Genomic DNA, 21,009 nt, shown 5'->3' with positions numbered 1-21,009 from the left:
GATCTGCGTGCCGCTCCGGGCAACCCGTGTGGGCCGAACGAGTGAGCTGAGGGTGAACCGGGGGCGGGAAGCCGCCCGCTCGCCACGCGTCCGGAACCTGCCTGTCGCGCCGCGTGCGCGGAGCGTGGCCGGAAGCCATCACCGTCCGGCGCTGATACCCTGGTAGCCCGTGGACCGGTGGGCGTGAAACCCCCGAACCGCAGCGACGGCACCCCCCGAAATCTTCGGACCGGGAGCCGTACCGCACGACAGACAGCGACCACGGGAGCCCCCTCTTGGCCATGCCGCCCCCTGTTTTCCGGAACAGCACAGCCACGACGACCAAGCACATCTTCGTCACCGGGGGTGTCGCCTCCTCTCTGGGCAAGGGCCTCACCGCCTCCAGCCTGGGCATGCTGCTCAAGGCCCGGGGACTGCGCGTCGTGATGCAGAAACTCGACCCGTACCTGAACGTGGACCCGGGCACCATGAACCCGTTCCAGCACGGTGAGGTGTTCGTCACCAACGACGGCGCCGAGACCGACCTGGACATCGGACACTACGAGCGCTTCCTCGACCGCGACTTGGACGGCTCCGCCAACGTCACTACAGGCCAGGTGTACTCGACCGTCATCGCCAAGGAGCGGCGCGGCGAGTACCTGGGTGACACGGTGCAGGTCATCCCGCACATCACCAACGAGATCAAGCACCGCATCCGGCGTATGGCCACCGACGAGGTGGACGTCGTGATCACCGAGGTCGGCGGCACGGTCGGCGACATCGAGTCGCTCCCGTTCCTGGAGACGGTCCGCCAGGTCCGGCACGAGGTCGGCCGGGACAACGTCTTCGTCGTGCACATCTCCCTGCTGCCCTACATCGGTCCCTCCGGTGAGCTGAAGACCAAGCCGACCCAGCACTCCGTGGCCGCGCTGCGCAACATCGGTATCCAGCCCGACGCGATCGTGCTGCGCTGCGACCGCGAGGTGCCGACCGCGATCAAGCGGAAGATCTCGCTGATGTGCGACGTCGACGAGGCCGCCGTCGTGGCCTGCCCCGACGCCCGCTCGATCTACGACATCCCGAAGACCGTGCACGGCGAGGGCCTGGACGCCTATGTGGTCCGCAAACTGGACCTGCCCTTCCGGGACGTCGACTGGACCACCTGGGACGACCTGCTCGACCGTGTCCACAACCCCGACCACGAGATCACCCTCGCCCTGGTCGGCAAGTACATCGACCTGCCCGACGCCTATCTGTCGGTCACCGAGGCGCTGCGCGCGGGCGGCTTCGCCAACCGGGCCCGCGTCAAGATCAAGTGGGTCACCTCGGACGACTGCAAGACCCCGGCGGACGCCCAGGCGCAGCTCGCCGACGTCGACGGCATCTGCATCCCGGGCGGCTTCGGCGACCGCGGAGTGCTCGGCAAGGTCGGCGCCATCCGCTACGCCCGCGAGAACCGGATCCCGCTGCTCGGGCTCTGCCTGGGCCTGCAGTGCATCGTGATCGAGGCCGCGCGCAATCTGGCCGACATCCAGGACGCCAACTCCACCGAGTTCGACTCCGCCACCGCCCACCCGGTCATCTCCACCATGGCCGAGCAGCTCGACATCGTCGCCGGTGAGGGCGACATGGGCGGCACCATGCGGCTGGGCATGTACCCGGCGAAGCTGGCCGAGGGCTCCATCGTGCGCGAGGTGTACGACGGCAAGGAGTACGTGGAGGAGCGCCACCGGCACCGCTACGAGGTGAACAACGCCTACCGCGCGGAGCTGGAGAAGAAGGCCGGCATCCTCTTCTCGGGCACCTCCCCGGACGGCAAGCTCGTCGAGTACGTCGAGTACCCGCGCGACGTCCACCCCTACCTGGTCGCCACCCAGGCGCACCCGGAGCTGCGCTCGCGTCCCACGCGTCCGCATCCGCTGTTCGCCGGGCTCGTCAAGGCGGCTGTCGAGCGGAAGATCGCCGAGTAGGGCACCAGTTGTACGGTGGCCGGGGTGCATACCTTCCACGGTGCGCACCCCGGTTTCATCCGTGCACGGAAAGGGCGGCAGGGCATGACGATCAAGGACACCCCCGAGGAGTGGGAGATCCGCGCGACGGAGACCCCCTTCGTGGGCAACAAGACCTCCGTCCGCACGGACGAGGTGGTCATGCCCGGCGGCTCGGTGGTCCGCCGCGACTACCAGGTGCACCCCGGCTCGGTGGCCGTCGTCGCCCTCGACCACGAGAACCGTGTGCACCTCATCCGCCAGTACCGTCACCCGGTGCGGCAGAAGCTGTGGGAGATCCCGGCCGGCCTGCTCGACGTGCCCGGGGAGAACCCGCTGCACGCCGCCCAGCGCGAGCTGTACGAGGAGGCGCACGTCAAGGCCGAGGACTGGCGGGTGCTGACCGACGTCTACACCACCCCCGGCGGCTGCGACGAGTCCGTACGGATCTTCCTCGCCCGTGGTCTCTCGGAGGCCGAGGGGGAGCGCTTCGAGGTCGAGGACGAGGAGGCCGACATGGAGCACGCGCGCGTGCCCGTCGAGGAACTCCTGCGCGGCGTACTCGCGGGCGAACTGCACAACAACTGTCTCGTGGTCGGCATCCTCTCGCTGGTCGCCGCGCGGCACGGCGACGGCCTCGACGCGCTGCGCCCGGCCGAGGCGCCCTGGCCCGCGCGTCCCTTCGAGTCCTGAACCGGCCGTACTCCGGCCCCACTCCCAGCCCCCCTCCGGCTCCGTCCCGGACGCCGAACCCGCCACCGGTGTGACGATCGCCTGATCCGATCGAGGGACCTGCCCGCCGCGCTCCGCCGGGTTCGTCGCAGAGCGTGAACTAGGCTCGGATCACGCCCGCACCGGAGTCCCGGCGGGCTTGCGCGTTCGGTGGGACGGGAGTGTGGCCCGTGACGGATCAGGCGGTGGACACGGACGGCGTCCGGCTGTCGGGCGGCGCGCTCGCGGAGAGCCATTTCCTGGGCCGCACAAGGGAGTTGAAGGAACTCCGCGCGGACATCGAACGCGCGGGCCTGGACACCCTGGCGGGCCGCAAGGCGCCGTGCGCGCGCGTGCTCCTGATCGCCGGCCGACCCGGCTCCGGCCGTTCGGCGCTTGCCGAGCGGCTGGTGCGGCAGATCGCCGACAGCTACCCCGACGGGGTGCTGCGCACCCGGCTCTCGGAGCCCGACGGCACTCCGGTACCCATCGAGCGGGCCGCCCGTGAACTGCTCGGCACCCTCGGCCTGCCCACGCCGCCAGGAGCCGCCGAGGACGACCTGACCGGCGCGCTGCGCACGGCCCTGGCCGGGCGGCGGACGCTGCTCCTGCTGGACGACGCGGCCGGTGCCGAGCAGGTGGACGCACTGCTCCCGGACTCCCCGGACTGCCTGGTCGTCGCTGTCTCCGGTGGTCCGCTCACCGGCATCGTGGACGTCAGGCCCTGCACCCTGGGCGGCCTAGACACCAAATCGGCCCTCGAACTGCTCACCCGCCACACCGGCTCGGTGCGCATCACCGTGGACCCGCGCGCCGCCGAGAACCTCGTGGAGGCGTGCCAGGCCCATCCCGCCGCGCTGACCCTGGCCGGCGGCTGGCTCGCGGCCCGGCCCCAGGCGGCCGTCGCCGACCTGGCCAAACGGCTGCGCTCGGGCGGCGACGAGACGCCCCCGCTCGGCCGGGTCTTCCGGCTCGTCCACGACCAGCTGCCCGCCCCGGCCGCCCGCACCCTGCGCCTGCTCTCGCTGGCTCCCCTCGGCCTGGTCGACCCGCACACCGCCTCCGCCCTCGTGGGCTGCTCGGTGAGTGCCGCCCGTACCGTCCTGGACGAGTTCGTGTCGCTCGGACTGCTGCGGGCCGTGCCGTCCCGGCTGCCGCAGTACGAGGTCCCGGGATGCCTGCACCCCCTGCTGCGCTCCCTCGCCGAGGAACTGGAGCGGCCGGCCGAGATCCAGCTCGCCCGCGCCCGCATGCTGGAACGGACCGTGCGGCTGCTCCAGTCCTGCCGCGCGATCACCGAGACGGACAACCCGGACGCCCGAGAGAAGATCCAGGGCCTGCCCCGCTCGCAGCGCTTCCCCAGCCCCAGGGCGGCCGCCGACTGGCTCACCGTCCGCCGCCCCGCCCTGCTGGCCGCCGCCCGCCTGGCGGTCGCCGACGGGGAGCTGGACACGCTGGCCCGCCGTCTGATGTCCCAGCTGGTCAGGGCGATGGCGGCACACTTCGGAACCCAGGCGGCCGCGCCCGACCTGTACGGCATCCACGGCCTCGTCCTCGATGTGGCCGAGCGACGCGGTCTGCCCCGGGAGAAGGCCGCCGCGCTGCTCAACCTGGCGGACCTCGACGCCCGCACCGGGCGTACGGCCACCGCGCTGGCCCGCTACCGTGCCGCGCTGGACGCCGGGCGCGCGGCGAACGACCCGTACGCGACCGGCCGCGCGATGGAATCCGTGGGCAGCACCTACCAGGAGCTCGGGGACTTCGACCGGGCCGCCGACTGGTTCGGCCGGGCCCTCGCCCAACGGCTGGCCCGCGACGAGCGCGCGGACGCCGCCCGGCTCTACGGCCGTATCGCCACCGCCCACACCTACACGGGCCGCTACGGCGAGGCGCTGCGCAACTGGCGGGCGGCCGTCGCCGTGTACCGCAAGAGCGGCGATGTCGCCGCCCACGCCCGCGCGTTGAGCGAACTGGCGCGGGTGCAGGAGTACGCGGGCCGGCCGGAGGAGTCGCTGCGCACCTGTCAGGAGGCGGGGGAGTGGGCGCGCCGTGCCGAGGACGTCCGGTTGCAGGCCGCGCTCCAACTGCGGCTCGCCGACACCCTGGAGCACCTGGGCGACTGTGCCGCCGCTCGACTGCACCGGGGTGCCGCCGAGCGCATGCTGGGTGAGGGGCCGCAGGAGGGCCGGGGTGACGATCCGGCCATGCCGGCCAAGGAGGACGGCTCGAAGGTCCCGGAGGCTCCGGACGCTCCGGACGCTCCGGAGGCCCTGGAGGCCCTGGAGGACGGCCCGGAAGCCACGGAAGACGACACGCGTGGCCCGGACGGCTCGGACGCCTGCGAAATCCGTAGCGCATCTCCTGAAGATTGATGCAATGAAAGGCTAGACAGCCGGAACACCTTCATTAAACTGGCTCTGCCGCTCGTTCTCCTGCGGTACATCCCGTTGTGCCCCCGTATCAACGGTATGTCGTTGTCTATGCCCCAGACCCTCTGAGCCAAGGACCGTGATCGACGTGAAGGTCGGCATCCCCCGCGAGGTCAAGAACAACGAGTTCCGCGTGGCCATCACCCCCGCAGGCGTGCACGAGCTGGTACGCCATGGCCACCAGGTCGTCGTCGAGCGGAACGCCGGCGTCGGCTCCTCGATCCCGGACGAGGAGTACGTGACGGCCGGCGCCGAGATCCTGGAGACCGCCGACGAGGTCTGGGCCGCCGCGGACCTGCTGCTGAAGGTCAAGGAGCCCATCGCGGAGGAGTACCACCGCCTCCGCAAGGACCAGGTCCTCTTCACCTACCTGCACCTGGCCGCCTCCAAGGAGTGCACGGACGCCCTTCTCGCGTCCGGCACCACCGCGATCGCCTACGAGACCGTCGAGCTGCCGAACCGCGCGCTGCCGCTGCTCGCCCCGATGTCCGAGGTCGCGGGCCGGCTCGCGCCCCAGGTCGGCGCCTACCACCTGATGGCCGCGAACGGCGGCCGCGGTGTGCTGCCCGGCGGTGTCCCGGGCGTGCCGGCCGGGAAGGCCGTCATCATCGGCGGCGGCGTCTCCGGCTGGAACGCCGCGCAGATCGCCATCGGCCTCGGCTTCCACGTGACCCTGCTCGACAGGGACATCAACAAGCTCAAGGAGGCGGACAAGATCTTCGGTACGAAGATCCAGACCGTCGTCTCCAACACCTTCGAGCTGGAGAAGGCCTGCCTGGAGGCCGACCTCGTCATCGGCGCCGTCCTCGTCCCGGGCGCCAAGGCCCCGAAGCTGGTCACCAACGACCTGGTGTCCCGGATGAAGGCCGGATGTGTCCTTGTCGACATCGCGATCGACCAGGGCGGCTGCTTCGAGGACTCCCACCCGACCACGCACGCCGAGCCGACCTTCCGGGTCCACGACGCGGTCTTCTACTGCGTGGCCAACATGCCCGGCGCGGTGCCCAACACCTCCACCTACGCGCTGACCAACGCCACGCTGCCGTACATCGTCTCGCTCGCCGACAACGGCTGGGTGGAGGCGCTGCGCCGTGACGCCGCGCTGGCCCGGGGTCTCAACACCCATGACGGCAAGGTCGTTTACCGGGAGGTCGCGGAGGCGCACGGACTGCCTCACGTGGACCTGGAGACCCTGGTCGGCTGAGCCGCCGACCGGGCCGATCGTCAAGTCACCATACGGCAAAGGCGATACGTCAACACGGGTCGTCAACCGCATGTATCCGGCCGGACCTTGCCCAACAAGGTCCGGCCGGATGTGTGTATGGTCACTTTGCGACGCTCGGCCAACTCGCCTCGAACGTAACCCTTCGACCGATTCGCACACCGGTGAAACCTGCTGTGCGACGGTCATACGCCCTTGACAGCGGGATGTTTCATTGCCGACACATCCTGCCGGGTCCGGCGGATTGTGTTGCTGCGGACCGCCGACACGCCATAGAGTCGCCAACCGTCGGCATGGTGTCACGCTGACCTGTCTAGAAGTTTCCTGGTCACCAAGGAGGTAAGACGACTTGTGAATGAGTCGACATTTTCTCCTGGGGGTGGTCAACCAGGAACGCCTGTACGGGGCCAGGGCCCCACGGGGTTCGAGGCTGTCGGCTCCGTTGCTGTGCGCACCTTCGCAGCCCGCCAGAGCCCGGGTCCGCAGGAGATCCGGACTGCACACCAGAGCATGGATGGCCATCACGTGAACGCCATGGCCGGCGACGGAAGTGGCGCGCCCCACAACCACTTCGCCGACTACGACGAACTGCCCCAGGGACACTTCTACGATCCCGACGCCGAATACGAGCCGGACCCGGAGTACGCGGCCACGCTCGCGCCCGACGCCGCCCGTCAGCGCCGCGAGCGCGTCGGCCCGACCGGACGCCCGCTGCCCTACTTCCCGATCCCGGGCCCGCTGACCGACCACGGCCCCGCGAAGATCATCGCGATGTGCAACCAGAAGGGCGGCGTCGGCAAGACCACGTCGACCATCAACCTGGGTGCCGCGCTCGCGGAGTACGGCCGGCGTGTGCTGCTCGTGGACTTCGACCCGCAGGGCGCGCTGTCGGTGGGTCTCGGTGTCAACCCGATGGAGCTCGACCTCACCGTCTACAACCTGCTCATGGAGCGGGGCATGTCCGCGGACGAGGTCCTCCTGAAGACGGCGGTCCCCAACATGGACCTGCTGCCCAGCAACATCGACCTGTCGGCCGCCGAGGTGCAACTGGTGTCGGAGGTCGCGCGCGAGTCGACGCTCCAGCGTGCCCTCAAGCCGCTGCTGTCCGACTACGACTACATCGTGATCGACTGTCAGCCCTCGCTCGGCCTGCTCACGGTCAACGCGCTGACCGCCGCGCACAAGGTGATCGTGCCGCTGGAGTGCGAGTTCTTCGCGCTGCGCGGTGTGGCCCTGCTGACCGAGACGATCGAGAAGGTCCAGGAGCGGCTCAACCCCGAGCTGGAGCTCGACGGCATCCTCGCCACGATGTACGACTCGCGCACGGTGCACAGTCGCGAGGTTCTCGCCCGGGTGGTGGAGGCGTTCGACGATCACGTCTACCACACGGTCATCGGGCGCACGGTCCGCTTCCCGGAGACCACGGTCGCCGGTGAGCCCATCACCACGTACGCGTCCAACTCCGTCGGTGCCGCCGCCTACCGCCAGCTCGCCAGGGAGGTGCTCGCCCGGTGTCACGCCGAGTGAGTCTGCCGGGGGCCGACGAACTGTTCCGCACGACAGGGGGTATGGCTCTCCAGCCGTCCACTCCCCGGCGTCCGGCCGGCGGCGAGGGCCGGGTGCCGGCTCCGGCGGGGGAGAGCGACGCGGCCGCCGGTGAGGACGTACCGCCCTCGGTGCCCGCGCAGGGCAGGGACGGCGGCGGGGCGGAGCACGTGGCGGCGGATGCCGAGCCGACGGAGACCGGCGAGTCCCGCGCGCGGCCGGCCCGGCGCCAGGCCGAGCAGGAAGGTTCTGCCGCCTCCCGCAAGCGCGGGCGGGCGGCGGCACGGCGGCCCAGCGGGCGCGAGCGGCACGACGAGAAGATCACCGTGTATGTCTCGGCCGAGGAACTGATGGACCTGGAGCACGCCCGCCTGGTGCTCCGCGGCGAGCACGGCCTCGCGGTCGACCGCGGCCGCATCGTCCGCGAGGCGGTGGCCGTGGTCCTGGCCGACCTGGAGTCCCGAGGCGAAGCGAGCATCCTCGTACGACGGCTGCGCGGGCGCTGAGGCCCGGCCGGGGTCCCCGGCGGCGGGCGGTGTCGATCCAGTGGGAGGCCTTCCGGCCGGTACGCCGGGAGTACGCACCCGGACGCCGCTCCCTGCCGGGTAAACGTTGTCCGCCGGGGCGCTGGCTGTAGCCTGCGGGGGCCATGACCTCGAACGACGCTCCTCCACCCACCCGCCGCCGTGCGCTGGGCCGCGGCCCGGGCGTGACGCGGGCCGCCGCGGAGCTTGCGGAGCCCGAGCACGAGCCCGCGCTTGCGGAGCACGAGCCCGCGCCTCAACCCGAGCCCGTGTCCGACGACCCGGCCCTGGCGGCGCCCGCCCGGGAACCGGAAGGCGCGGGGGACGGGGTCTTCAAGGTTCGGCTCGCCAACTTCGAGGGCCCCTTCGATCTGCTGCTTCAGCTGATCTCGAGGCACAAGCTCGATGTCACGGAGGTGGCGCTGTCCAAGGTCACCGACGAGTTCATGGCGCACATCCGCGCCATGGGGCCGGACTGGGACCTGGACCAGACGACGGAGTTCCTGGTCGTGGCGGCCACTCTGCTGGACCTCAAGGCGGCCCGGCTGCTGCCGGCGGCCGAGGTGGAGGACGAGGCCGACCTGGCGCTCCTGGAGGCTCGCGACCTGCTGTTCGCGCGACTGCTCCAGTACCGCGCGTACAAGCAGATCGCGGACATCTTCAACCACCGGCTCGACCAGGAGGCCCGCCGCTACCCCCGTACCGTCGGCCTCGAACCCCACCACGCCGAGCTGCTGCCCGAGGTCGTCATCAGCATCGGCGCGGACGGGTTCGCCAGGCTCGCGGTCAAGGCGATGCAGCCGAGGGCCAAGCCGCAGGTGTACGTCGACCACATCCACGCCCCGCTGGTCAGCGTGCAGGAACAGGCGCGCATCGTGGTCGCACGGCTCAGGGAGCTGGGAGAGGCCAGCTTCCGCGCGCTGGTCGAGGACACCGACGACACCCTGACCGTGGTGGCACGCTTCCTCGCGCTGCTGGAGCTGTACCGGGAGAAAGCCGTCGCGCTGGACCAGGAGACCGCCCTAGGCGACCTGCTCGTGCGATGGACCGGCGGTGACGGGGACGATGCGCCCCGGGTCACCGACGAGTTCGACCGGCCGCCCGAGCGACCCGAGCAAGCCGATCAGGCCACGGAGCCCGAGGAGCCCACGGAGCCCATGGAGGAGGAGAAGGCGTGAGCGAGGAGATCACCGGTCTCGACCTCAAGCCCGCCCTGGAGGCGGTCCTCATGGTCGTCGACGAGCCCGCGACCGAGGAGCACCTCGCCAAGATCCTTCAGCGGCCGCGGCGGCAGGTCGGCGACGCGCTGCGCGAGCTGGCCGACGAGTACACCGTGCAGGGCCGCGGTTTCGAGCTGCGGCTGGTCGCGGGCGGCTGGCGCTTCTACACCCGTCCCGAGTACGCCGCGGCCGTCGAGGGCTTCGTCCTGGACGGCCAGCAGGCCCGTCTCACCCAGGCCGCGCTGGAGACCCTCGCCGTCGTCGCCTACCGTCAGCCGGTGAGCCGCAGCCGGGTCTCCGCCGTACGGGGAGTCAACTGTGACGGTGTGATGCGCACCCTCCTCCAGCGAGGTCTGGTCGAGGAGGCGGGCACGGAACCCGAAACAGGTGCGATCCTGTACAGGACGACGAACTACTTCCTGGAGCGGATGGGCCTGCGCGGTCTGGACGAGCTCCCGGAGCTCGCGCCCTTCCTCCCCGAGGCGGAGGCGATCGAGGCCGAGACCCAGGAGGGCGTACCGTCGTTCGATCCGGACGCGCCCGACGCGCCCGGCGCAGACGACGCAGACGACTAAGACGGAACTTTGATGCGAAGCAGCGGCAGCGGCAAGAGTGGTGGCGGACGCGGTAACTACCGCGGTGCCGGCAACAACAGGGACGACAAGCAGGGGCAGGGCCGTCCCCGCAAGCCCCGCCCCGAGGAGCGCCGCTACGACGTGGGCCCCGGCGCCACCAACGACGGCCCCAAGTCCGGCCGCGGGGGCGCCGCCCGCGGTGGCGCCAAGGGCGGTCCCCGGCAGTCCCAGCAGGGCGGCGGGCGTACGGCTCCGGGACGCTCCCGCGAGTACGAGGCGCGGGCGGAGGAGCGCAACCGGGAGCGGTACGAGGGCAAGAAGGACGTCAAGCTGCCCAAGACCTTCCCGGGCGCCGAGCAGGAGGGCGAGCGGCTCCAGAAGGTCCTCGCGCGCGCGGGCTACGGCTCCCGGCGGGCCTGCGAGGAGCTGATCGAGCAGGCGCGGGTCGAGATCAACGGCGAGATCGTCCTGGAGCAGGGCCGCCGCGTCGACCCGGAGAAGGACGAGGTCAAGGTCGACGGCCTGACGGTGGCGACGCAGTCGTACCAGTTCTTCTCGCTGAACAAGCCCGCCGGTGTCGTCTCCACCATGGAGGACCCCGAGGGGCGCCAGTGCCTCGGCGACTACGTCACCAACCGTGAGACGCGGCTCTTCCACGTCGGCCGGCTCGACACCGAGACCGAGGGTGTCATCCTGCTCACCAACCACGGCGAGCTGGCCCACCGGCTGACCCACCCCAAGTACGGCGTGAAGAAGACCTACCTGGCGGCCGTCGTCGGCCCGATCCCGCGCGACCTGGGCAAGCGACTCAAGGACGGCATCCAGCTGGAAGACGGGTATGCCCGCGCGGACCACTTCCGGATCGTCGAGCAGACCGGCAAGAACTACCTGGTCGAGGTGACCCTGCACGAGGGCCGCAAGCACATCGTGCGCCGCATGCTCGCCGAGGCCGGTTTCCCGGTCGAGAAGCTGGTGCGTACGTCCTTCGGTCCGATCACCCTGGGCGACCAGAAGTCGGGCTGGCTGCGTCGGCTGTCGAACACCGAGGTCGGCATGCTGTTGAAGGAGGTCGACCTCTAGGAGGCGCCTGCGTGAGTTTGTGACGGCCGGTTCCGGGTCTCCCGGGACCGGCCGTCGTCATGTGTGTGAACGGGGCTCCAGCGGGCGCTGAGGGGGTTGTGGATCGACCCGGCCCTCTTTATAGTCGTAGCGACTATAAATGACTCCACGGGGGAGAGGAGCCGGGATGGAGGGCTACGACAAGTACGCCTACGAGCCGTTCGCCGTCACCGTCGACCTCGCCGTCCTGACCCTCCGCGACGGCGCTCTGCATGTGCTCCTGGTCGAGCGCGGGCAGGAGCCGTACGCCGGACACCGGGCGCTGCCCGGCGGCTTCCTGCTGCCCGACGAGTCGGCCGAGGCCGCCGCCCGGCGCGAACTCGCCGAGGAGACCGGCCTCGACGGTGTCTTCGGCGGCGCTGGAGGCCCCGGGGGTTCCGGCGGTCCTGGGGGCCCTGGCTTCTCCGGGGTGCACCTGGAGCAGCTGCGCACGTACAGCGAGCCCGGCCGCGACCCCCGGATGCGGGTCGTCTCCGTCGCCTTCGCCGCACTGCTGCCCGACGCCCCCGAGCCGCAGGGCGGCGGCGACGCGGCCGAGGCCCGCTGGCTGCCGTACGACAAGGCCGGGCCGCTCGCCTTCGACCACGACCGGATCCTCGCCGACGCCCACGAACGGGTCGGCGCCAAGCTGGAGTACACCTGCCTCGCCACGGCCTTCTGCCCGCCCGAGTTCACCCTCGGGGAACTCCAGCAGGTCTACGAGACCGTGTGGGGCACCGTCCTGGACCGGCCCAACTTCCGGCGCAAGGTGCTCGCCACCCCCGGCTTCGTGACACCGGTGCCGGGCGCCGCCCGGCTCACCGGCGGCCGCGGCAAGCCCGCCGCCCTCTACCGCGCGGGCCCGGCCACCGCACTGCACCCGCCCCTGCTTCGACCGCCCCGGGAAGGACACCCCGCATGACCGCCACGCCCCTGAGCAAGCGCGCCGCCACCGGATCCCTGCTGGGCCTCGCCCTCGGCGACGCGCTCGGCTTCCCCACCGAGTTCAACGACGTGCCGTCGATCCTCGCCAAGTTCGGGCCGTGGCGGGAGATGGAACTGAAGCACACCCAGGTCTCCGACGACACCCAGATGACCCTGGCGCTCGGGCGCGGGCTGCGCACCGCCATGGACCGCGGGGTGCTCGCGCCGAAGCGGCTGGAGCGGCCGGTGCGCGAGGAGTTCGTGCACTGGTACGAGTCCCCGGAGAACAACCGGGCCCCGGGCCGTACCTGCCTGGAGGCGTGCGGCCTGCTCAAGGAGGAAGGCCGGCTCTGGCAGGACGCCAGCCGGATCGGCTCCAAGGGCTGCGGCGCCAACATGCGCGTCGCCCCGATCGGCCTCGCCACCGGCCTCAGCGACGAACAGCGCTCCGGTGCCGCCCAGTTGCAGTCCGCGCTCACCCACGGGCACCCGACCGCGCTCGCCGCCTCCGACCTCACCGCGCACGCCGTACGGCTGCTCGCCCAGGGTGCCGAGCCGACCGGACTCGTCGGCCGGCTCCGCTCCTACGCGCTCGACAACCGCACCCGCTACCACCACACCTGGCTCGGCGACCTGTGGACCCGCTCGCACGACCCGTCTCCCGAGCACTTCATCAGCCGCGGCTGGGACGAGTGCCTGGAGATCCTGGGCCGGCTCCAGGACGCCGTGCGCGGCGTCTCGCCGGAGGACGACCCGTGCCTCGCCACCGGCGCGGGCTGGATCGCCGAGGAGGCGCTGGCCACCGGCCTGCTGTGCTTCCTGCTCTTCGTGGACGAACCCGTCACCGCGCTGCGCCGGGCCGCCTGCACCTCGGGCGACTCGGACTCGATCGCCTGTCTCACCGGCGCGTTCGCCGGAGCCCACCTGGGCGCGGACGCCTGGCCGACCGCGTGGACGGACCGGATCGAGTACCGGGGGGACCTGCTCACGCTCGGGGCGCTCTGGGACAGCTGAACCCGCGGTCCGGCTCACGCCAGGTGGATCGAGTCCCCCTCGATCTTGATGTGCTCCTCGGGCAGCGGCCTGGTCGCCGGACCGTGGGCCACCGCGCCGTCGGTGATGCGGAACTGGCTGCCGTGGCAGGGGCAGTGGATGGTGCCGTCCGCGACGTTGTTGACGGTGCAGCCCTGATGGGTGCAGATCGCGGAGAACGCCTTGAACTCGTTCTGCGTCGGCTGGGTGATCACGATCTTCTGGTCCGGCAGGACCAGGCCACCGCCGAGCGGGACGTCGCTCGTGCGGGTCAGTTCCGGCCCGGCCGACCCGCTCGGGCCCGGGCTCGCGCTCTTGCTCGTACTCGAGACCGGGCTCGCGCTCGTACTCCCACCCGGGGACGAGGCGGACTCGCTCCCCTCGCCGCTGTTGCTGCAACCCGCGCAAGCCGCGGCGAATACCGCCCCGCCCGTCGCGAGAACCGTGCGCCGCGTCGAACCGTGAGTCATGTCGGCATCTTGGCACTGAAAACGCCCAAGACGAAGCAACCCGGGACGAGCCGCCGCAAAATATGCGCCGGGTACGCCTGACAGCCCAACGCGTACGTCTCAGCGGGCGACCACGCCGCACCCCTTCGGCCCGCGCTGACTAGGCTGGACAGGGCCAGACAGCAACAACAGAGCAAGGAGCAGCGCCGTGGCGGTACGAGCGGTCCGGGGGGCCGTCCAGCTGGAACGGGACGAGGCCGGCCACATGGACGAGCAGGTCGGAGCCCTGCTCACCGCCCTCCTGGAGCGGAACGGGCTGTCCACGGACGACCTGATCAGCATCTGGTTCACCGCCACCCCCGATCTGCGCAGCGACTTCCCGGCCGCGGCCGCCCGGAAGCTCGGCATCCTCGACGTGCCACTGATCTGCGCCCAGGAACTCGCCGTCGAGGGCGCCATGCCCCGTGTGGTCCGGGTCCTCGCGCACATCGCGTCCGACCGGCCCCGTGCCGACATCAACCACGTGTACCTCGGTGCCGCGGCCGCCCTGCGCAAGGACATCGCCCAGTGAGAACCGCACTCGTCATCGGTACCGGCCTCATCGGCACGTCCATCGCGCTCGCGCTGTCCCAGCGGGGCGTGCTCGTCCACCTCGCCGACCACGACCCAGAGCAGGCGCGCACCGCCGCCGCGCTCGGCGCGGGCACCGACGAGGCGCCGGAGGGCCCGGTCGACCTGGCGATCGTCGCCGCACCGCCCGCACACGTGTCCGCGGTCCTCGCGGACACCATGCGCCGCGGCGCGGCCCGCGGCTGCATCGACGTGGCCAGCGTCAAGAGCGGCCCGCGCCGTGAGCTGGAGGCACTGGGCCTCGACCTGTCCTCCTACATGGGCACCCACCCCATGTCCGGCCGCGAGAAGTCCGGCCCGCTGGCCGCCACCGGTGATCTCTTCGAGGGCCGCCCCTGGGTGCTCACGCCCACCCGGGACACCGACACCGAGGTACTGAACCTCGCCCTGGAACTGGTCTCGCACTGCCGCGCGGTACCGGTCGTCATGGACGCCGACGCCCACGACCGCGCCGTGGCCCTGGTCTCCCACATGCCCCATCTGGTCTCCAGCATGGTCGCCGCGCGACTGGAGCACGCCGAGGAGGCGGCCGTACGGCTGTGCGGCCAGGGGATACGGGACGTGACCCGGATCGCCGCCTCCGACCCCCGGATGTGGATCGACATCCTGTCGGCGAACCCCGGCCCGGTCGCCGACCTGCTCGTCGACGTCTCCGCCGACCTGGACGAGACCGTCCGCGCGCTGCGCGCCCTGCAGTCCTCCGACGAGGCCAAGCGGCAGGAGGGCGGCGCCGGCATCGCGGACGTGCTGCGGCGCGGCAACGCCGGGCAGGTGCGGGTGCCCGGCAAGCACGGGTCCGCGCCGCGGGTCTACGAGACGGTCGCCGTGCTCATCGACGACCAGCCCGGCCAGCTGGCCCGCATCTTCGCCGACGCCGGGCGGGCCGGGGTCAACATCGAGGACGTGCGCATCGAGCACGCCACCGGGCAGCAGGCGGGTCTGGTGCAGCTGCTGGTGGAGCCGAAGGCGACGGTGCAGCTGGCCGCCGCGCTGCGGGAGCGGGGCTGGGCCCTGCGGCAGTAGGGCACCCGGGGCCGGGCCGGCGTCACCGGGTGGGATCACCCCCGCACGCCCACGTGAGGTCCCCCTCACACGTCCAAACGGGTCACCGGCACCCAGTAACCTTGTCCCAGGCGCCCTCGCGCCCTCTGCACCCGCCCCACCGCACCAGGAAGGTGTCCCCCCGTGGAAAACGGCGCCCCCCAGCCCGTGATCGTCGCGATCGACGGCCCCTCCGGCACGGGCAAGTCGAGCACGTCGAAGGCCGTGGCCGCCAAGCTCGGCCTGAGCTACCTGGACACCGGGGCCCAGTACCGGGCGATCACCTGGTGGATGGTGGCCAACGACATCGACGTGGAGGACCCCACCGCCATCGCCGCCGTCGCCGGCAAGCCGGAGATCATCTCCGGCACCGACCCGGCGGGCCCGACGATCACGGTCGACGGTGTCGACGTGGCCGGTCCGATCCGCACCCAGGACGTGACCGCCAAGGTCAGCGCGGTCAGCGCGGTGCCCGAGGTGCGGTCCAGGATCACCGAGCTGCAGCGCACGCTGGCCGCCTCCGCCGAGGCCGGGATCGTGGTCGAGGGCCGTGACATCGGCACCACCGTGCTGCCGAACGCCGACCTCAAGATCTTCCTGACCGCCTCCCCGGAGGCCCGCGCCGCCCGCCGCAGCGGTGAGCTCAAGGGCGTGGACGTCAACGCCACCCGCGAGGCGCTGGTCAAGCGGGACGCGGCCGACTCCAGCCGCAAGACCTCGCCGCTCGCCAAGGCGGACGACGCGGTCGAGGTGGACACCTCCGAGCTCACGCTGCCGCAGGTCATCGAGTGCGTGGTCACCCTCGTCGAGGAGAAGCGGGCGGGGAAGTGACCGAGGTTCCGTCGGCCAGAAGCGCCGATGTCGGACGGCGCATCGGCGTAGGCCTGATGTACGGGCTGTGGAAGCCGCGCGTGCTCGGCGCCTGGCGGGTACCCGCCACCGGACCGGTGATCTTCGCCGTCAACCACTCCCACAACATCGACGGACCGATGGTGATGGGCGTGGCCCCCCGGCCGACGCACTTCCTGATCAAGAAGGAGGCGTTCGTCGGCCCGCTCGGCTCCTTCCTCACCGGCATCGGCCAGGTCCAGGTGGACCGCACGACCACCGACCGCACCGCGATCTCACGGGCCCTCGGTGTGCTGCAGGCCGGGGGCGTGCTCGGCATCTTCCCGGAGGGCACCCGGGGCGAGGGCGACTTCGCGTCGCTGCGCGCCGGGCTCGCCTACTTCGCGGTCCGCAGCGGTGCGCTCATCGTGCCGGTGGCCGTGCTGGGCAGCGCCGAACGGCGGGGCCGCCTGGTCAAGGCGCTGCCTCCGCTGCGCTCCCGCGTCGACGTCGTCTTCGGCGACCCGTTCGAGGCGGGCGACGGCACCGGGCGGCGTACACGCAAGGCGCTGGACGAGGCGACCGAGCGCATCCAGAAGGAGCTCACGGCGCACCTGGAAAACGCCAGGCGTCTCACCGGGCGCTGAGCGACACTTGAGTAGTGGATCACCGTATGACCGCTGATCCACCGATCACCACGATGAACGAGGTACGGACTTCATGAACGACCAGATCCAGCCCGGCGACTCGGCTGAGCACGAGTACGAGCACGGGGCGCTCGGCGACGCCGAGTACGCGGAGTTCATGGAGCTCGCCGCGGGAGAGGGCTTCGACACCGAGGACGTCGAGGGCGCCATCGAGGCGGCGGGCCACGGCCCGCTGCCCGTGCTCGCCGTCGTCGGCCGCCCCAATGTCGGCAAGTCGACCCTGGTGAACCGGATCATCGGCCGCCGCGAGGCGGTCGTGGAGGACAAGCCGGGCGTCACCCGCGACCGTGTGACCTATGAGGCCGAGTGGGCCGGCCGCCGCTTCAAGGTCGTCGACACCGGCGGCTGGGAGCAGGACGTCCTCGGCATCGACGCCTCGGTCGCCGCGCAGGCCGAGTACGCGATCGAGGCGGCCGACGCGGTCGTGTTCGTCGTGGACGCCAAGGTCGGCGCGACCGACACCGACGAGGCGGTGGTGCGGCTGCTGCGCAAGGCGGGCAAGCCCGTGGTGCTGGCCGCCAACAAGGTCGACGGTCTGAGCGGCGAGTCGGACGCGGCCTATCTGTGGTCGCTCGGCCTCGGTGAGCCGCACCCGGTCTCCGCCCTGCACGGCCGGGGCACCGGCGACATGCTGGACGCCGTCCTGGAGGCGCTCCCGGAAGCCCCCGAGCAGACCTTCGGCACCGCCGTCGGCGGCCCGCGCCGTATCGCGCTGATCGGCCGCCCGAACGTCGGCAAGTCCTCCCTGCTGAACAAGGTGGCGGGCGAGGAGCGGGTCGTCGTCAACGAGCTCGCGGGCACCACCCGTGACCCGGTGGACGAGCTGATCGAACTCGGCGGCGTGACCTGGAAGTTCGTGGACACCGCCGGTATCCGCAAGCGCGTCCACCTGCAGCAGGGCGCCGACTACTACGCGTCCCTGCGCACCGCGGCCGCCGTCGAGAAGGCCGAGGTCGCCGTCATCCTCATCGACGGCTCCGAGAACATCTCGGTGCAGGACCAGCGGATCGTCACCATGGCCGTCGAGGCGGGCCGCGCGATCGTCGTCGCGTTCAACAAGTGGGACACCCTGGACGAGGAGCGCCGCTACTACCTGGAGCGGGAGATCGAGACCGAGCTCGGCCAGATCGCCTGGGCGCCCCGGGTGAACGTCTCGGCGCGCACCGGCCGGCACATGGAGAAGCTGGTCCCGGCGATCGAGACGGCCCTGGCCGGCTGGGAGACGCGTGTGCCGACCGGCCGCCTCAACGCGTTCCTCGGTGAGCTGGTCTCCGCCCACCCGCACCCCGTGCGGGGCGGCAAGCAGCCGCGCATCCTGTTCGGCACCCAGGCGGGCACCAAGCCGCCGCGGTTCGTGCTGTTCGCCTCCGGCTTCATCGAGGCGGGCTACCGCCGCTTCATCGAGCGCCGACTGCGCGAGGAGTTCGGCTTCGAGGGGACGCCGATCCACATCTCGGTGCGGGTGCGCGAGAAGCGCGGCACGAAGAAGAAGTGAGCAGACGCGAAGGGCGGCCCCGGAACGGGGCCGCCCTTCGCGTTGTCACAGACTCCCTTTTTTGCGGTCACAGACCTCGGCGCGGGGCCGGGGGCAGCGCCGCGGGGACGTGCTGCATTCCGGTGTGCTGCCGCCCGATCGTGCCGACCCGCTGCCACTGCGGCTGCAGCTGTCCGGTGGCGTGCCGGGCGCTGTAGGCGCCCGCGCTGTACGCGCTGTAGGAGTTCGAGGCGTGCGGCGGTGTCCCGTACGCCCCCGAGCCGTAGGTGCCGTGCGGGCCGTACACGCCATGGGTGCCCGTGCCGTGCGGGGCCAGGCCGAAGGGGACGAACTCCCATTCCTCCTCGCCGCTGTGATCGCCCGGCAGCGTCCGGAAGGCCTTGATCCACTCCGCATAGAGCGAGTCGTAGATGGGGGTGGCCGAGAAGGACGAGCGGTGGGACGAACGGTGGGGGGAAACCTCGTATGCGTGCACGTATGTGCAAACGACCGGGCGGGGGAAGGGATGCGGTCGTGCCCTGTGTCGCGGTCAGATGCCGGCGAGTGGCAGCGCCGCCGCGACCAGTCGTCCCGCGGCCGCCGCCTTGTCCAGTGCGTCGCGCAGCAGGTCCTCGCGGGGCTGACGTCCGATGGAGCCGACCGGGGCCGCGAACATCAGCACCTGCTGGTGCTTGTTGGCCGCGGCCCGCCAGCCGTCGGTGACCTGGAGCGGCTGGTGCGCCTGCCACCAGGCCACCTGCGGGCCGCCGTGGCTGCCGGGCTGGAGCACCGCGTGCAGCTGTCCCGCGGCCAGCAGTACCGACCAGCCGTGCAGCACCGGGGGCACCGTGCCGAGCGAGGCCACCGGGAGATAGCCCTGTTCGACGAGCAGCGGCAGGAAGTCGTCGCCCCCGCCCGACGCGCCGGGCCGCGCGATCGGCGAGGTCGGCTCCACGACGAGCGCGGGGTGCAACTCACCGGTGATCAGGACGAGTCCGCTGGTGACACCGAGCACGGCCTGCTCGGGCGCGGAGCCCGGCGTCTCACCGCCGGGGGCGCTGTCGCCGTTGATGGAGCGCACCGCGCCCCGCAGCTGCTCCTCGGTGACCTGGACGACCTGCGAGGGCAGGCAGGTGGCGTGGGCGAAGGCGAGTACGGCGGTCTCGTCCCCGATGAACAGGACGGTGCTGGTGCGCTCCTGCTCGGAGTCGCCCGGGGTGCGGCAGGACGTGCAGTCGTAACTGCCCGGGGCGTTCTCTCCGGCGAGCAGCCGGTCGGCTTCTTCGTCGCCGATCTCGGCGCGTACGGCGTCGCTGACGTCGAGCATGCGCGGCACGGGTGGCTCCCTCGGGATGCGGTGCGTAAGGGCCGGGCGGCTCCCGGTCCATGAGCCCCGGGGGTTCCGGGCTCATGAAGGAGACAACGGGTGATCTGTGGCGGGAGTCACGCCCTGAGAAGAACGGAATCGAACCATCCGACGCGCAGGGTCACCCCCGGCGCCGAATCGGGCACTCTGCGTCAACTCCTCCCGCTATAAAGGGACTTGAGTTGGTGAAGTGGGTCACAGGGTGATCGGGGGACCGGTCGACAAATCCGGAAATCGGGGAATGAAGTGGGTGGCCGAAAATCGCCGATACCCGAGGTAACGGTGAACTGGCCTGGGACGACGTGGAGTTGGTTGATGCGGACTCGTCGGGCTCCTTAGATTCCTCCGCCGTGTGCAACGAGCACCGCTCGGGTACGTCCGCCGGCCGGCACCAGGAAGCAAGATCACCACACCGGCTCGGGCGGACGGGGCGAGCGCGACCGACCGCGTCCATGCGCGGCCGGCGCGTCCCGCCCGGGGGACCCCGGGTTCGTGGAGAGGGATCCACATGTCTGAATGTGCCGACAACACCCGCAAGTTCCGCACGACGGCGGTCCTCGCCGGGGCGGCGTTGCTGGCCCCGCTCGGGCTGCTGGCCGCGACCGGCGAGGCCGCGGCGGCGGACGGCGGTGTGTGGGACCGCATCGCCCGGTGCGAGAGCGGCGGCAACTGGCACATCAACACCGGCAACGGCTACTACGGCGGGCTCCAGTTCTCCGCCCGCACCTGGCGGGCCCACGGCGGTGCGGCCTACGCGCCGACCGCCGACGGGGCCACCAGGGCCCAGCAGATAGCCGTCGCCACCAAGGTCCAGCGGTCCCAGGGCTGGGGCGCCTGGCCGACCTGCTCGGCACGGGCGGGGGCGTACGGCGCCGCACCCGCGTCGGCCTCCTCCGGCAACGCCTCGGCCCCGTCGAAGGCGTCGAAGCCGCTGAAGTCCTCGAAGGCGTCGAAGCCTTCGAAGGCACCGCGCCCGTCGAAGCAGTCGAAGGCGCCGGAGCGTTCGTCGGGTCAGACGGCGCGTGGCTCGTCCCGTGGCTCCGCCGGCGGTGACTACACCGTCCGCGAGGGTGACACGCTGAGCGCCATCGCCGCCCGGCACGGAACCACCTGGCAGCGGCTGTACGCCGTCAACAAGGACGTCATCGGCGGTGATCCCGACCTGATCGTGCCCGGACAGCGTCTGTCATTCGCGTGATCGGGCGCCATGTGTGGAAGCGGTGAAATTCCCACGGCGCGTCAGCTCGCCGGGCGACTTCGGGGATTC

General features: G+C 71.5%; 20 protein-coding genes. 17 read left to right on the top strand and 3 right to left on the bottom strand.

Annotated elements, in window-relative coordinates; translation table 11 throughout:
- Positions 1-281: 281 nt before the first annotated feature.
- The 11 genes from ACIPK3_RS20035 to ACIPK3_RS19985 all read left to right on the top strand — a co-directional run bounded on the left by ACIPK3_RS20035 (position 282) and on the right by ACIPK3_RS19985 (position 13,229).
- Positions 282-1,949 (top strand): CTP synthase, encoded by a 1,668-nt coding sequence (locus ACIPK3_RS20035; RefSeq protein WP_402571360.1) that lies wholly within the window; start codon positions 282-284, stop codon positions 1,947-1,949.
- 84 nt (positions 1,950-2,033) lie between these two features.
- Complete coding sequence (locus tag ACIPK3_RS20030) at positions 2,034-2,660, top strand: NUDIX domain-containing protein (protein WP_402571358.1); 627 nt, start codon at positions 2,034-2,036, stop codon at positions 2,658-2,660.
- A 209-nt stretch (positions 2,661-2,869) separates the two neighbouring features.
- Entirely contained in the window at positions 2,870-5,050 is a 2,181-nt protein-coding gene (locus tag ACIPK3_RS20025; RefSeq protein ID WP_402571356.1) for a tetratricopeptide repeat protein, read from the top strand.
- Positions 5,051-5,186: 136 nt separating this feature from the next.
- Complete coding sequence (ald, locus tag ACIPK3_RS20020) at positions 5,187-6,311, top strand: alanine dehydrogenase (RefSeq protein ID WP_402571354.1); 1,125 nt, start codon at positions 5,187-5,189, stop codon at positions 6,309-6,311.
- A 369-nt stretch (positions 6,312-6,680) separates the two neighbouring features.
- The gene (locus ACIPK3_RS20015; protein ID WP_402571353.1) at positions 6,681-7,856 is read left to right on the top strand and encodes a ParA family protein; all 1,176 of its coding nucleotides are present in this window, start codon (positions 6,681-6,683) and stop codon (positions 7,854-7,856) included.
- Positions 7,841-8,380, top strand: coding sequence for a hypothetical protein (locus tag ACIPK3_RS20010; protein WP_402571351.1), 540 nt, complete (start codon positions 7,841-7,843; stop codon positions 8,378-8,380). The genes ACIPK3_RS20015 and ACIPK3_RS20010 overlap by 16 nt, the downstream gene beginning before the upstream one ends.
- Before the next feature lie 143 nt (positions 8,381-8,523).
- Positions 8,524-9,576, top strand: coding sequence for a segregation and condensation protein A (locus ACIPK3_RS20005; RefSeq protein ID WP_402571350.1), 1,053 nt, complete (start codon positions 8,524-8,526; stop codon positions 9,574-9,576).
- Between the two features lie 50 nt (positions 9,577-9,626).
- A complete protein-coding gene (scpB, locus tag ACIPK3_RS20000; protein ID WP_402571413.1) occupies positions 9,627-10,193 on the top strand; it encodes an SMC-Scp complex subunit ScpB in 567 nt (188 codons plus the stop codon).
- Between the two features lie 12 nt (positions 10,194-10,205).
- Positions 10,206-11,273: a pseudouridine synthase gene (locus ACIPK3_RS19995; protein ID WP_402571348.1), complete on the top strand. Its 1,068-nt coding sequence runs from the start codon at positions 10,206-10,208 to the stop codon at positions 11,271-11,273.
- 166 nt (positions 11,274-11,439) lie between these two features.
- Positions 11,440-12,213 carry an NUDIX domain-containing protein gene (locus ACIPK3_RS19990; protein WP_402571346.1) on the top strand — a complete coding sequence of 258 codons (774 nt, stop codon included), beginning with the start codon at positions 11,440-11,442 and terminating at the stop codon, positions 12,211-12,213.
- Positions 12,210-13,229: an ADP-ribosylglycohydrolase family protein gene (locus ACIPK3_RS19985; RefSeq protein WP_402571344.1), complete on the top strand. Its 1,020-nt coding sequence runs from the start codon at positions 12,210-12,212 to the stop codon at positions 13,227-13,229. The genes ACIPK3_RS19990 and ACIPK3_RS19985 overlap by 4 nt, the downstream gene beginning before the upstream one ends.
- A gap of 14 nt (positions 13,230-13,243) precedes the next feature.
- On the opposite strand, the gene ACIPK3_RS19980 is transcribed toward ACIPK3_RS19985, so the two are convergent.
- Positions 13,244-13,717 (bottom strand): Rieske (2Fe-2S) protein, encoded by a 474-nt coding sequence (locus tag ACIPK3_RS19980; protein ID WP_402571342.1) that lies wholly within the window; start codon positions 13,715-13,717, stop codon positions 13,244-13,246.
- A gap of 187 nt (positions 13,718-13,904) precedes the next feature.
- Between ACIPK3_RS19980 and aroH the strand changes: the two genes are divergently transcribed.
- From aroH to der, 5 genes are all read left to right on the top strand, one after another.
- Complete coding sequence (gene aroH / locus ACIPK3_RS19975; protein ID WP_402571340.1) at positions 13,905-14,267, top strand: chorismate mutase; 363 nt, start codon at positions 13,905-13,907, stop codon at positions 14,265-14,267.
- A complete protein-coding gene (locus tag ACIPK3_RS19970; RefSeq protein ID WP_402571338.1) occupies positions 14,264-15,349 on the top strand; it encodes a prephenate dehydrogenase in 1,086 nt (361 codons plus the stop codon). The genes aroH and ACIPK3_RS19970 overlap by 4 nt, the downstream gene beginning before the upstream one ends.
- 162 nt (positions 15,350-15,511) lie before the next feature.
- On the top strand, positions 15,512-16,198 hold the full coding sequence (gene cmk, locus ACIPK3_RS19965; RefSeq protein ID WP_402571336.1) for a (d)CMP kinase: 687 nt from the start codon (positions 15,512-15,514) through the stop codon (positions 16,196-16,198).
- Positions 16,195-16,842, top strand: coding sequence for a lysophospholipid acyltransferase family protein (locus tag ACIPK3_RS19960; protein ID WP_402571334.1), 648 nt, complete (start codon positions 16,195-16,197; stop codon positions 16,840-16,842). The genes cmk and ACIPK3_RS19960 overlap by 4 nt, the downstream gene beginning before the upstream one ends.
- A 73-nt stretch (positions 16,843-16,915) precedes the next feature.
- A complete protein-coding gene (der, locus tag ACIPK3_RS19955; protein WP_402571332.1) occupies positions 16,916-18,397 on the top strand; it encodes a ribosome biogenesis GTPase Der in 1,482 nt (493 codons plus the stop codon).
- A 67-nt stretch (positions 18,398-18,464) separates the two neighbouring features.
- On the opposite strand, the gene ACIPK3_RS19950 is transcribed toward der, so the two are convergent.
- Complete coding sequence (locus ACIPK3_RS19950) at positions 18,465-18,872, bottom strand: hypothetical protein (RefSeq protein WP_402571330.1); 408 nt, start codon at positions 18,870-18,872, stop codon at positions 18,465-18,467.
- 54 nt (positions 18,873-18,926) lie between these two features.
- Positions 18,927-19,712 (bottom strand): hypothetical protein, encoded by a 786-nt coding sequence (locus ACIPK3_RS19945; RefSeq protein ID WP_402571328.1) that lies wholly within the window; start codon positions 19,710-19,712, stop codon positions 18,927-18,929.
- 538 nt (positions 19,713-20,250) lie between these two features.
- Here ACIPK3_RS19945 and ACIPK3_RS19940 point away from each other — a divergent pair.
- Positions 20,251-20,940, top strand: coding sequence for a transglycosylase family protein (locus ACIPK3_RS19940; RefSeq protein WP_402571327.1), 690 nt, complete (start codon positions 20,251-20,253; stop codon positions 20,938-20,940).
- The last annotated feature ends 69 nt before the right edge of the window (positions 20,941-21,009 follow it).

The organism is Streptomyces sp. NPDC086787 (assembly GCF_044745865.1).
Lineage (GTDB): Bacteria > Actinomycetota > Actinomycetes > Streptomycetales > Streptomycetaceae > Streptomyces.
This window is presented reverse-complemented; position numbering and strand designations above follow the sequence as displayed.

Excerpts from the sequence above, each read along its gene's own strand:
- der (WP_402571332.1), top strand. The coding sequence starts at position 16,916 with ATGAACGACCAGATCCAGCCCGGCGACTCGGCTGAGCACGAGTACGAG.
- scpB (WP_402571413.1), top strand. The coding sequence starts at position 9,627 with ATGGTCGTCGACGAGCCCGCGACCGAGGAGCACCTCGCCAAGATCCTT.
- ACIPK3_RS19990 (WP_402571346.1), top strand. The coding sequence starts at position 11,440 with ATGGAGGGCTACGACAAGTACGCCTACGAGCCGTTCGCCGTCACCGTC.
- ACIPK3_RS20035 (WP_402571360.1), top strand. The coding sequence starts at position 282 with ATGCCGCCCCCTGTTTTCCGGAACAGCACAGCCACGACGACCAAGCAC.
- ACIPK3_RS19940 (WP_402571327.1), top strand. The coding sequence starts at position 20,251 with ATGTCTGAATGTGCCGACAACACCCGCAAGTTCCGCACGACGGCGGTC.
- ACIPK3_RS19980 (WP_402571342.1), bottom strand. The coding sequence starts at position 13,717 with ATGACTCACGGTTCGACGCGGCGCACGGTTCTCGCGACGGGCGGGGCG.
- ACIPK3_RS20005 (WP_402571350.1), top strand. The coding sequence starts at position 8,524 with ATGACCTCGAACGACGCTCCTCCACCCACCCGCCGCCGTGCGCTGGGC.
- ACIPK3_RS20030 (WP_402571358.1), top strand. The coding sequence starts at position 2,034 with ATGACGATCAAGGACACCCCCGAGGAGTGGGAGATCCGCGCGACGGAG.
- ACIPK3_RS19985 (WP_402571344.1), top strand. The coding sequence starts at position 12,210 with ATGACCGCCACGCCCCTGAGCAAGCGCGCCGCCACCGGATCCCTGCTG.
- ACIPK3_RS19995 (WP_402571348.1), top strand. The coding sequence starts at position 10,206 with ATGCGAAGCAGCGGCAGCGGCAAGAGTGGTGGCGGACGCGGTAACTAC.